Origin of the sequence: Serratia myotis, from assembly GCF_027474885.1 — a bacterium.
In the GTDB taxonomy this organism is placed as follows: domain Bacteria; phylum Pseudomonadota; class Gammaproteobacteria; order Enterobacterales; family Enterobacteriaceae; genus Serratia; species Serratia proteamaculans.
Window position 1 is genome coordinate 3,093,175 of record NZ_CP099707.1, and the last position, 12,345, is coordinate 3,105,519.

Sequence of the window (12,345 nt, forward strand, 5' to 3'; positions counted from 1 at the left end):
TAGCGCTTGCCGAGGGGAATGGTAAGAGCGGGCTGTCGATAACCGAACAGCCTGCTCAGAAACAACACAGAATGGCGGGATTTAGCGCATTTTTCCGTCGCCGCGACAGGGATCAGAAATAGCTGACGAAAGGCGTGCTGTCTGGGGCAATCACTTTAGTAGACGCTTTTAGCTGCGGGGTGCCCAAATACAGGAAGCCGACAATTTCGTCCTGCTCGCGGCAACCAAAGGCTTCACGAACCAGAGGATGCTCGGTCCAGGCACCGGTGCGCCAGATGCCATTGAAGCCCTGCGCCAGTGCGGCCATCTGCATCGCCTGTACCGCACAGCCGGCAGAAACCACCTGCTCCCAGCGAGGGACCTTGGTTTCTTCGGTGCAGTGCGCCACTACGGTGATGATCAACGGGGCACGGAATGGCGCTTTTGTCGCCTTTTCTATCGCGGCTTCGTCCATCTCGTCCTGCTTCGCAGCAGCTTGTAACAATTGGCTAAAACGCTCCAGACCCTGGTTTTCAATCATCACAAAACGCCATGGCTGCAACGCGCCATGATCGGGCGCCCGCAGGCCCGCATTGATGATATTCTGACGCGCCTCATCCGTAGGCGCAGGAGCCGCAAGGCGTGACGCAGAGCGGCGATTCAGTAAAAGATCCAGTGCATCCATCATAAACTCCTGATAACAATTTTCATTACGATCACGTTAACATAGCTAAACGGTGAGTGACAGCCTCGGCATTAGCCTCTGTGACCCGCGATTTAAAGCTGACATTTCCTCGGCCGCTCATTAGGATAGCGGAACATTCTCGACTCTTGCTGGAGAGCACATGCGCACATTGTGGCAAATCATTGCCGGCGTTTTCAGGTGGACATGGCGTCTGCTGAACTTTATCAGGGAACTGATCCTTAATTTGTTCCTGGTGTTGCTGATCCTGGTTGGGGTCGGTATTTATCTTTCATTCCAGAGTGCCACCACCCCTGCCGTCCCTACCCGCGGCGCGTTGCTGGTGGATCTGAGCGGCGTGGTAGTTGACCAGCCGTCGATGAACAACAAGGTACGCCAATGGGGCCGTGAACTGCTGGGCGCTTCCAGCAATCGCCTGCAGGAAAACTCCCTGTTTGACGTGGTTGACAGCATCCGCAAGGCCAAAGACGACAAAAACATTACCGGCATGGTATTGCAGTTAAATGACTTCGCCGGTGCCGACCAGCCTTCACTGCAATACATCGGTAAAGCGCTGCGTGAATTCCGTGACAGCGGCAAGCCGATCTTTGCCATCGGCGACAGCTATAACCAGACGCAATATTATCTGGCCAGCTACGCCAACAAGGTTTACCTGTCACCGCAGGGCGCGGTCGATCTGCACGGTTTTGCCACCAACAACCTTTACTACAAGTCGCTGTTGGAAAAACTCAAGGTCACCACCAACATCTTCCGCGTCGGGACGTATAAATCCGCAGTGGAACCTTTGATCCGTGACGATATGTCACCGGCCGCCCGTGAAGCCGACAGCCGCTGGATTGGCGGGTTGTGGCAGAACTATCTGGATACCGTGGCGGCCAACCGTCAGATCACCGCACAGCAACTGTTCCCGGGTGCTGCAGGGGTGCTTAGCGGTATGCAGGCAGCCGGTGGTGATACCGCGAAGTATGCGCTGGATAACAAACTGGTCGATGAACTGGCGTCGCGCACCGTGATCGAGAACCAACTGATCAAGACTTTCGGTTGGGACAAGCAGGCGAATGATTTCAACGCGACCAGCATCTACGACTACCAGCCGAAACCGACGCCGGATCAGGGCGGCAAAATCGCCGTGATCTTCGCTAACGGCGCGATCATGGACGGTCCGCAAACGCCAGGCACCGTGGGTGGCGATACCACCGCGGCAGAACTGCGTCAGGCGCGACTGGATCCGGCCATCAAGGCGGTGATTTTCCGGGTCAACAGCCCAGGGGGCAGCGTCAGTGCCTCTGAAGTGATCCGCTCCGAGTTGGCTGCGGTACGTGCCGCCGGCAAACCTGTGGTGGTATCCATGGGCGGCATGGCTGCCTCGGGGGGCTATTGGGTCTCTACGCCAGCGGACTACATCATCGCCAGCCCGAGCACCCTCACCGGCTCCATCGGCATCTTCGGGGTGATCAATACCTACGAGCAGACGCTGGACAGCATTGGCGTGCATACCGACGGTGTGGCAACCTCACCGCTGGCAGATCTGGCCGTCACCAAGGCGCTGCCGCCAGAGTTCTCGCAGATGATGCAGTTGAACATCGAAAAAGGTTACCAGAACTTTATCGACCTGGTCGCCAAGTCGCGCAAAATGACACCGCAGCAGGTTGATCAGATTGCTCAGGGCCACGTGTGGTTGGGCAGCGATGCCAAGACCAATGGGTTGGTCGATCAGTTGGGTGACTTCGACGACGCGGTGAAGAAAGCCGCCGAGCTGGCGCAGTTGAAACAGTGGCAGCTTAACTGGTTTGTTGATACCCCAAGCCTGACCGACATGGTGCTCAGCCAGTTTGGTGTGTCAATTCACGCCATGCTACCTGCAGCCATCCAGTCCATGCTGCCTGCGCCGCTGGCGTCGGTGGCCATGGCGGTCAAAGAGCAGCCGGGTTTGTTCAATAACCTGAACGATCCGCAAAACCGCTACGCCATTTGTTTGACCTGCGGAGAAGTCCGCTAACAAATTAATCCTCAGCCCGGCACCCGCCGGGCTTTTTTTCTGCGCTTATCCCCCTATAATTCAGCCCATCTTATTTCTGTTAAAACAATCACTATGCAAAAGAAATCGATTTACGTCGCCTACACCGGCGGGACCATCGGCATGCAGCGCTCTGAGCACGGCTACATTCCGGTCTCCGGTCACCTGCAGCGTCAACTGGCCTTGATGCCTGAATTCCACCGGCCGGAAATGCCGGACTTCACCATTCATGAATATGCGCCGTTGATCGACTCCTCCGACATGACGCCGGAAGACTGGCAGCATATCGCCGACGATATCAAACTGAATTACGACCGCTATGACGGCTTTGTGATCCTGCACGGTACCGACACCATGGCGTTCACCGCCTCGGCGCTGTCATTCATGCTGGAAAACCTGGCCAAACCGGTGATTGTCACCGGTTCGCAAATTCCGCTGGCGGAACTGCGCTCCGATGGCCAGACCAACCTGCTGAACGCGCTTTATCTGGCGGCCAACCATCCAGTAAATGAGGTCAGCCTGTTCTTCAACAACAAGCTGTTCCGTGGCAACCGCACCACCAAGGCGCATGCTGACGGTTTTGACGCCTTTGCTTCCCCTAATCTGCCGCCGTTGCTGGAAGCCGGGATTCATATTCGCCGCCAGAACGGTATCGACAGCCCGGCCTGCAACGGCGAACTCAAAGTGCATGACATTACGCCACAACCGATCGGTGTAGTGACGATTTATCCAGGGATTTCTGGCGCGGTCGTGCGCAACTTCCTGCTGCAGCCGGTGAAAGCCTTGATCCTGCGCTCTTACGGTGTGGGCAACGCGCCACAAAAAGCGGAGCTGGTGGATGAATTGCGTGATGCCTCTGAACGCGGCATTGTGGTGGTCAACCTGACGCAGTGCATCTCCGGGCGGGTCAATATGGAAGGTTATGCCACCGGGAATGCGCTGGCCCATGCCGGCGTCATCAGCGGGTTTGATATGACGGTCGAAGCCGCATTGACCAAGCTGCATTACCTGCTGAGCCAACCGCTGACGCCGGAACAAATCCGTAGCCAGATGCAGCAAGATCTGCGCGGTGAGCTGAGTATCAGCGGTTAACCTTCCACACCACGGAGTGACGATGAAAACTGCCCTGTTGCTTATCGATTTGCAAAACGACTTTTGCCCCGGCGGCGCACTGGCGGTAACCGGCGGTGATGCCGTGATTACCGCAGCCAATCAGGCGATAGCGGCCTGCACCGCGCGCGGTGAGCCGGTGGTCGCTTGCCAGGATTGGCACCCCGCCAATCACCGTAGCTTTGCGGTAAACGCCAACGCGCAGGTCGGTACCCTGGGTGAACTCGAAGGCTTACCTCAGGTGTGGTGGCCGGTGCACTGCGTACAGGAAAGCCAGGGCGCTGAGTTTCATCCACAATTGCACCAGCGGGACATTATCGCGGTGTTCCGTAAAGGGCAAAATACGGATATCGACAGCTACAGCGCCTTCTTCGACAACGGTCACCGCTCACAAACCGAATTGGACACCTGGCTGAAAGCGCAGCAGGTTAGCCATCTGGCGATTATGGGGTTGGCAACCGACTACTGCGTAAAGTTCAGCGTGCTGGATGCGCTGGCGCTGGGGTATCAGACCACTGTGATCACCGATGGCTGTCGCGGCGTTGATTTACAGCCCGGCGACAGCCAGCAAGCTTTCCAGGCGATGCAGCAGGCCGGTGCACACCTCGTTACCCTGTCACAATTTATCGCTCGCTGATATCCCTGGGCGCGGGTTGCGCCCATTACCCTTCCCTCGGTCCAAACCTCGACATCGCTCACATTCCAACCATTCTCCTGTGATTACATCTTGTTCGTCTGCGTCGCTTTTGCTGTTATGACCGCTGATGCATTGGCATCAGTAAGTTATACGCATCCGGGGCCCATTGAGCCCGGCTTTAGATTACCGCCTCAGGCGGTTTCGGTCGGCCTTGTCGACCAAAGGAGATTACATGGTATTAACCCGTAAACTGCTGCCTTTACTGGTAGCGGTGCAGCTTGGTATGGCCGGTGCCGGCATGGCCCACGCCGCTTCTTACCTGTCCGTCGGTTATTTCAACGGCGGCGGTGACGTTACCGCCGGCCCTGGCGGCGATATCAACAAGCTGGACGTCACTCAGATTACCCATCTCAATTACTCTTTCGGCCTGATTTACAACGACGAGAAACAGGAAACCAACCCGGCGCTAAAAGATCCGGCTCGCCTGCACCAAATCTATCTGTCGCCCAAGGTCATGGCTGACCTGCAATTGCTGCCGGTATTGCGTAAACAGAACCCGGAACTGAAAGTGCTGCTGTCCGTCGGCGGCTGGGGTGCACGTGGGTTCTCCGGTGCGGCCGCCACACCGGAAAGCCGGGCGGTGTTTATCCGTTCGGTGCAGCAGGTAATTAAGCAATATCATCTGGACGGCATCGATCTCGACTGGGAATACCCGGTTAACGGCGCCTGGGGACTGGTCGAAAGCCAACCGGCGGATCGCGCCAACTTCACGCTGTTGCTGGCAGAGCTGCATAAAGCCCTGGATAAAGGCAAGTTGCTGACTATCGCCGTCGGCGCCAATGTGAAAAGCCCGCAGGAATGGGTCGATGTTAAAGGCATTGCGCCCTACCTCGATTACATCAACCTGATGACCTACGACATGGCGTACGGCACCCAATACTTCAACTCCAACCTGTATGACTCCAAACAGTGGCCGACCGTCGCCGCCGCCGATCGTTACAGCGCCAATTTTGTGGTGGAAAACTATCTGGCGGCCGGGTTGAAGCCGGCCCAGTTGAATCTGGGCATTGGTTTCTATGGCCGGGTGCCAAAACGGGCAACCGAAGCGGGCGTTGACTGGGATAAACCGGACGCGGCCAAAAACCCGGTCACCCAGCCCTACTTCACCGCACGCGAAACCGCCGTGTTCAAGGAGATGGGGCTGGATCTGACCAAGGACAGCTACTTCAAATACAACGATATCGTCAGCAAACTGCTGAACGATCCGCAACGGCGCTTCACCGCCCATTGGGACAGTGATGCACAGGTCCCCTACCTGACGATGAAATCCGCTGAGGGCAAGCCGCTGTTTGCCATTTCATATGAGAACCCGCGTTCGGTGGAACTCAAGGCTGACTACATCAAAAGCAAAGGGTTGGGCGGTGCGATGTTCTGGGAATATGGCGCAGACGACAATAACCGCTTGGCACATCAACTGGCGGAGTCACTGGGAATTAACGGCGGGAAACGATAAATCAGCGGGCGATGCGAGCATCGCCCTGCTGTCAGATTTACTGCGGCTTTAACTTGACCAGCGGTTCAGCAATGAACTGCTGTTTCAGTTCCTGCTTGCTCTTCATCACAATCTGGCCGTCGGTGCCGATACTCATATGCTGCGGGTCAGCATTGTGCAATGACTGCCACAACATCACTGCCTGCAGGCTATTTTCTTTCTGTTCCGGCGTTAGCACTACACCGTCCGGCCACTTGCCCAACTCAACGGCCAGCACCAGTCGCTGATAGATTTCCGGCGTCATGGCGGCAATCAGATCTTTTACGTCCATCAGAGCATGTCCTCACTCGTGGAAGAATAATTAGCTGAATCGATTTTTCTCACTGAATAATCCGTCAGCCGGCCGTTTTGTCGCCGTTCTCACCGTCGGTAAAGCTCAGCGACGCCGAGTTAACGCAAAAACGCTCGCCGGTTGGCTGCGGGCCATCGGGGAAAACATGCCCCAGGTGTGCGTCACAATGGCCACAGCGGATCTCAACGCGATGCATATTATGCGTATTATCATCAAGATAACGAATAGCATCGTCGGAGACCGGCTGATAGAAGCTCGGCCAGCCGCAGCCGGAGTCATACTTGCTGTCGGAGTAGAACAGCGGATGGTTGCAGCACAGGCAATGGTACACGCCCTCGCGTTTGTTGTGCAGCAGTTTGCCGGAATACGGCGCCTCGGTACCACGTTCCTGAGTGACATAACGTTGGATTTCATTCAGTTCCGTGGCCGGATGGTCAGGGGTTGTCTCTTTAGCCATTTGTGCGTTTCTCTGAATGTGGATAATGTCAACGAAAACAATGAGTAATAATAACAAAAAATTAACAACACTGCAGCGCTTTTTGGCCTAAACTGTAGCCCATAAAGGTCACGCCATGACAATATGTGACACCGATCACATATCTTAAACAGGCTGACTTTATACTTAGCGGTTTGACCCCATATAACGGATGAGGCCGAACGCAAACGGAATGTGCAATAAGCACTCAAACCCGGCTTCCAGGTTTGATTTGCAGCAAGAATTGACACGATTCCGCTTGACGCTTGGTAAGGTTTTTGTAATTTTACAGGCAACCTTTTATTCACTAACAAATAGCTGGTGGAATATATGACTATCAAAGTAGGTATCAACGGTTTTGGCCGTATCGGTCGCATTGTTTTTCGTGCTGCTCAAGAACGTTCTGACATCGAGATCGTTGCAATCAACGACCTGTTAGACGCAGAGTACATGGCTTACATGCTGAAATATGACTCTACTCACGGCCGCTTCAACGGCACAGTAGAAGTTAAAGACGGCCACCTGGTTGTTAACGGCAAAACCATCCGTTGTACCTCAGAAAGAGATCCGGCTAACCTGAAGTGGAACGAAGTCAACGTTGACGTCGTTGCTGAAGCAACTGGCCTGTTCCTGACTGACGAAACTGCACGTAAACACATCGCTGCAGGCGCTAAGAAAGTTGTTCTGACTGGCCCATCCAAAGATGACACCCCTATGTTCGTTATGGGCGTGAACCACAAATCTTACGCTGGTCAGGAAATCGTTTCTAACGCTTCTTGTACCACCAACTGCCTGGCACCACTGGCTAAAGTTATCAACGACAACTTCGGTATCGTTGAAGCGCTGATGACCACTGTGCATGCAACTACCGCTACTCAGAAAACTGTTGATGGCCCGTCTCACAAAGACTGGCGCGGCGGCCGCGGCGCATCCCAGAACATCATCCCTTCTTCTACCGGCGCTGCTAAAGCAGTAGGTAAAGTTATCCCAGAACTGAACGGCAAACTGACCGGTATGGCGTTCCGCGTTCCAACTCCGAACGTGTCTGTGGTTGACCTGACTGCTCGTCTGGCAAAACCAGCTTCTTACAAAGAAATCTGTGCTGCTATCAAAGCCGCTTCTGAAGGCGAGCTGAAAGGCGTGCTGGGCTACACCGAAGACGAAGTGGTTTCTACCGATTTCAACGGCGAAACTCTGACTTCCGTATTCGATGCCAAAGCCGGTATCGCACTGAGCGACAGCTTCGTGAAACTGGTTGCCTGGTACGACAACGAAACTGGTTATTCCAACAAGGTTCTGGATCTGATCGCTCACATCTCCAAATAATGGATTGATGTTAAGCTGATGATGAGGGCGACATTTTTGTCGCCCTTTTTTTGTTTTTACGGCGAACAAAAGGCAACCCGATGAACGAAAAAATTTTCACCCTACCCGTTACCGAACAAATTACACCTTATATCAGTCAACGCCAGCTTGATGAGCTGCCGGTGGTGGTGGTTTCCCATCCTAAAGTACGCGCAGCCATCTCGCTGCAAGGCGCACACCTGTTGGCCTGGCAACCTGCCGGTGAAAAACCGGTTATTTGGCTGAGCAACAACACCCCATTTAAAACAGGCAATGCCATCCGTGGTGGCGTGCCGATTTGCTGGCCCTGGTTTGGCCCAGTGGCAAAACCTTCGCACGGTTTTGCCCGCAACCAAGCCTGGAGCCTGACGGCGCACGATGAAGACGATAACGGCGTTATTCTGACCTTTACGCTGAAAGACAATGAGCAAACCCGCAGCCTGTGGCCACATGCCTTTACGCTGATTGCCCGTTTCAAACTGGGTGAGGAATGTGAAATAGAGCTGGAATCTCACGGCGACTACCAGGCGACCGCCGCCCTGCACACCTACTTCCAGATTGGTGATATTGCCCAGGTCAAAGTGGCCGGCCTCGGCGAGCCTTACATTGATAAAGTGGCCGCTGGCGCACAAGCCAGCCAGGTGGGTGACGTGACCTTCGTCGGCCAGACTGACCGGGTTTATACCCAGCCGGACGCATTCAGCCTGATCAAGGATGCGTCGCTACAACGCACCATTGAGGTTCATCACCATCACATGAGTGATGTGATTGCCTGGAACCCGGGCGTAGAGCTGTCTTGCAGCATGGCAGATATGCCCAACGACGGTTATAAAACCATGGTTTGTGTAGAAACCGGTCGCATCAGTAAACCGCTGGTTGCTGCAGGTGAACAACCGGCTCGGTTGGCCGTGACCTTCCGGGTCCGTAACAACGCCTGAGCCCGTTATGGGAGGTGAAGCCTGCCACCCAACCACTGCACTACAGATGTGCAAAAGGGGCGCTAACGCCCCTTTATGATGCATTCATCGCACTATAATTGTGCGAGCCTCGATTAGAAGCTGTATTTCACACCCGTCATCAACAGCCCGGTGTAAGATTTATCCACCATAGGACTGTCTTTCACTTCGCTGGACAAACTGATGTAGCGCCCAACAAAGAAGGCATCCCAGTCCTTGTTGATCTTATAGTTGGCACTCAGCTCAGCGTACGGCGCCCAGCTATCACCTGGCGTGTAGCTGTCCAGGCCGCTGCGGCGAGATTCATTTTCACTCACGCCAAAGTAGTATTTGTTCTGGTTTTTGCTGCTCCACGAGACGCCTGCCCCCGGAACCAGTGTGAAATCGCCCAGCTCAAATTTATACAGGTAGGCAAAGTCCGCCACCATACCGTTACTGTAGTTCAGCGTATCGCCGGTAAAGGTGGTGCGCAGAATGCCCCACTCGGCAAAATGCGAATAGGCCAGACCGGCCATCAGGGTGCCACGACGCTTGTCCAACTGCTTCATGCGGTCGTCGTCACTGTCACCTGGGCGATAGCCCAACGGGGAGAAGTAGCCCATCAGGCTCAATTGATTTTGCTGATCTTTCCACAGGTAATAACCGGCGGTCAGCGTACGGAAGTAGAAGTCGTCACCTTCATAGTTAATGACGGGTACCGGATATACGCGGTCTTGATAGCCACGATACGGATCCGGGCTAACCAGCGCTGAAGCACCGAGTGACCAAGTTCCTGCCTGAGCACTTTGCGCACAAACCATTGCGGAAGCGATAATTGCTAGCGTTTTAAGTTTAAAAATCTTCACTGGTTCTTTTTCCATAAATAACAGAGTTAATAGCGTGCTTAGTTTATGTGAGAATTCCGTTGCGCGCTGAATCTTTACAATAGAAAACGACCAAGATCGAATAACTTAGATCGGAAATATGAATTAATCATGGCAGAACCATGACGTTTTTTGCCGCAAGCCGCGCCAGACAAGGCATTTGGCTATCCCTGTAATAACTGAGTCATTGATATGACTTAAAAAAAGCCTTTTACCAAGCAGGAAATTTTCTGGTATGCAAACTAAGCTTAAATCAGAAGGTGAATAAATCCTGAGCCAGTGGCAATACAGCGCAACTCGCGATAATAAGCGCACCAAGTTGGCATACGGGTTGCTGTACTCAGGGATAACTTCTTCTTTCGGGAGCCAAAAGACCAGCACCAGCTCCCTTTACCTGTGCTAATAACGAAAGGACGGGCATCGCCATGAACATATTTGACCACTATCGCCAGCGCTACGAAGCTGCCAAGGACGAAGAGTTCACACTGCAGGACTTTCTTACCATTTGCCGGCAAGATCGCAGTGCTTATGCCAATGCGGCCGAACGTCTGCTGATGGCTATCGGTGAACCAGTAATGGTCGACACTGCGCTCGAATCGCGCATGTCTCGCCTGTTCTCCAACCGCGTGATCGCACGCTATCCGGCATTCGAAGAGTTCTACGGCATGGAGGAAGCTATCGAGCAGATAGTCTCTTACCTGAAACACGCCGCTCAGGGGCTCGAAGAGAAAAAACAAATCCTTTATCTGTTGGGCCCGGTGGGCGGCGGTAAATCATCGCTGGCGGAACGCCTGAAAGCGCTGATGCAACTGGTGCCGATTTACACCCTGAGCGCCAACGGTGAACGCAGCCCGGTTAATGACCACCCGCTGTGCCTGTTCAACCCGCAGGAGGATGCCAATATTCTGGAGAAAGAATATAACATCCCGAATCGCTACCTCGGCACCATCATGTCGCCGTGGGCAGCCAAACGCCTGCATGAGTTTGGCGGCGACATCACCAAATTCAAAGTGGTAAAAGTGCGCCCTTCCATTCTGGAACAGATTGCCATCGCCAAAACCGAACCGGGCGATGAGAACAATCAGGATATCTCGGCGCTGGTCGGTAAGGTCGATATCCGTAAGCTGGAGAATCACGCGCAGAACGATCCGGATGCCTACGGCTATTCTGGTGCCCTGTGCCGCGCCAACCAGGGGATCATGGAGTTCGTGGAGATGTTCAAAGCGCCGATCAAGGTGCTGCATCCTCTGCTGACCGCCACCCAGGAAGGTAACTACAACGGGACCGAAGGGATCTCCGCCCTGCCGTTCAGCGGTATTATTCTGGCTCACTCCAACGAATCCGAATGGGTGACCTTCCGTAACAACAAAAACAACGAGGCTTTCCTCGACCGTGTTTACATCGTCAAGGTGCCTTACTGCCTGCGGGTGTCGGAAGAGATCAAAATCTACGACAAACTGCTCGATCACAGTGAACTGACCCATGCGCCATGTGCCCCGGGTACGCTGGAAACGCTGGCACGCTTTACCGTGCTCTCTCGCATGAAAGAACCGGAAAACTCGAGCATTTACTCGAAAATGCGCGTCTATGACGGTGAAAGCCTGAAGGACACCGATCCTAAAGCCAAGTCGTATCAGGAATATCGCGACTATGCCGGGGTCGATGAAGGCATGAACGGCCTGTCCACCCGTTTTGCGTTTAAAATTCTGTCACGGGTGTTTAACTTCGATCACGCAGAGGTCGCCGCTAACCCGGTCCACCTGTTCTACGTGCTGGAACAGCAGATCGAACGCGAGCAATTCCCACAGGATCAGGCAGAGAAATACCTGGAACACCTGAAAGGCTACCTGATCCCGAAATACGCCGAGTTTATTGGCAAAGAGATCCAAACGGCTTACCTGGAGTCTTACTCGGAATACGGTCAGAACATTTTTGACCGCTACGTGACCTATGCAGACTTCTGGATCCAGGATCAAGAGTACCGTGATCCGGATACCGGTCAGCTGTTCGATCGCGAGGCCCTGAACGCCGAACTGGAGAAAATCGAGAAGCCTGCCGGCATCAGCAATCCGAAAGATTTCCGTAACGAAATAGTCAACTTCGTGCTGCGCGCCCGCGCTAATAATAGTGGCCGCAACCCTAACTGGACCAGCTATGAGAAGCTGCGTACCGTGATCGAGAAGAAAATGTTCTCGAACACCGAAGAATTACTGCCGGTGATTTCGTTTAACGCTAAAACCTCAACGGATGAGCAGAAGAAACACGACGACTTCGTCGACCGCATGATGGAGAAAGGCTATACCCGCAAACAGGTTCGCCTGCTGTGTGAATGGTATCTGCGGGTCAGAAAGTCTTCATAACGTCTAATGAGAATTAGCGTCATGGAGATGGCGTAGAAAGTTGGCAACGTCGTTTGG

General features: G+C 53.9%; 11 protein-coding genes. 7 read left to right on the forward strand and 4 right to left on the reverse strand.

What is annotated here, in order from left to right; genetic code table 11:
* Nucleotides 1-112 precede the first annotated feature (112 nt).
* Nucleotides 113-664 (reverse strand): NAD(P)H nitroreductase, encoded by a 552-nt coding sequence (locus tag NHG65_RS14630; RefSeq protein ID WP_085117099.1) that lies wholly within the window; start codon nt 662-664, stop codon nt 113-115.
* A 160-nt stretch (nt 665-824) separates the two neighbouring features.
* Between NHG65_RS14630 and sppA the strand changes: the two genes are divergently transcribed.
* From sppA to chiD, 4 genes are all read left to right on the forward strand, one after another.
* Nucleotides 825-2,681 carry a signal peptide peptidase SppA gene (gene sppA / locus NHG65_RS14635; RefSeq protein ID WP_012145447.1) on the forward strand — a complete coding sequence of 619 codons (1,857 nt, stop codon included), beginning with the start codon at nt 825-827 and terminating at the stop codon, nt 2,679-2,681.
* Nucleotides 2,682-2,774: 93 nt separating this feature from the next.
* A complete protein-coding gene (gene ansA / locus NHG65_RS14640; RefSeq protein ID WP_037419689.1) occupies nt 2,775-3,791 on the forward strand; it encodes an asparaginase in 1,017 nt (338 codons plus the stop codon).
* 22 nt (nt 3,792-3,813) lie between these two features.
* Nucleotides 3,814-4,446 carry a bifunctional nicotinamidase/pyrazinamidase gene (gene pncA, locus NHG65_RS14645; protein WP_099064224.1) on the forward strand — a complete coding sequence of 211 codons (633 nt, stop codon included), beginning with the start codon at nt 3,814-3,816 and terminating at the stop codon, nt 4,444-4,446.
* Nucleotides 4,447-4,678: 232 nt separating this feature from the next.
* On the forward strand, nt 4,679-5,959 hold the full coding sequence (chiD, locus tag NHG65_RS14650) for a chitinase ChiD (protein WP_207979157.1): 1,281 nt from the start codon (nt 4,679-4,681) through the stop codon (nt 5,957-5,959).
* A gap of 37 nt (nt 5,960-5,996) precedes the next feature.
* Here chiD and NHG65_RS14655 read toward each other — a convergent pair whose 3' ends face one another.
* Nucleotides 5,997-6,269, reverse strand: coding sequence for a YeaC family protein (locus NHG65_RS14655; RefSeq protein WP_499182332.1), 273 nt, complete (start codon nt 6,267-6,269; stop codon nt 5,997-5,999).
* A gap of 64 nt (nt 6,270-6,333) precedes the next feature.
* Nucleotides 6,334-6,747, reverse strand: a complete 414-nt coding sequence (gene msrB, locus NHG65_RS14660; RefSeq protein WP_099064226.1) for a peptide-methionine (R)-S-oxide reductase MsrB — start codon at nt 6,745-6,747, stop codon at nt 6,334-6,336.
* 348 nt (nt 6,748-7,095) lie between these two features.
* Between msrB and gapA the strand changes: the two genes are divergently transcribed.
* Nucleotides 7,096-8,091, forward strand: a complete 996-nt coding sequence (gene gapA / locus NHG65_RS14665; protein WP_085117105.1) for a glyceraldehyde-3-phosphate dehydrogenase — start codon at nt 7,096-7,098, stop codon at nt 8,089-8,091.
* Between the two features lie 80 nt (nt 8,092-8,171).
* A complete protein-coding gene (locus NHG65_RS14670; RefSeq protein WP_499182333.1) occupies nt 8,172-9,047 on the forward strand; it encodes a D-hexose-6-phosphate mutarotase in 876 nt (291 codons plus the stop codon).
* A gap of 113 nt (nt 9,048-9,160) precedes the next feature.
* Here NHG65_RS14670 and NHG65_RS14675 read toward each other — a convergent pair whose 3' ends face one another.
* Nucleotides 9,161-9,925 carry a MipA/OmpV family protein gene (locus tag NHG65_RS14675; protein WP_275880970.1) on the reverse strand — a complete coding sequence of 255 codons (765 nt, stop codon included), beginning with the start codon at nt 9,923-9,925 and terminating at the stop codon, nt 9,161-9,163.
* Nucleotides 9,926-10,353: 428 nt separating this feature from the next.
* Between NHG65_RS14675 and yeaG the strand changes: the two genes are divergently transcribed.
* On the forward strand, nt 10,354-12,288 hold the full coding sequence (gene yeaG, locus NHG65_RS14680; protein WP_099064230.1) for a protein kinase YeaG: 1,935 nt from the start codon (nt 10,354-10,356) through the stop codon (nt 12,286-12,288).
* The last annotated feature ends 57 nt before the right edge of the window (nt 12,289-12,345 follow it).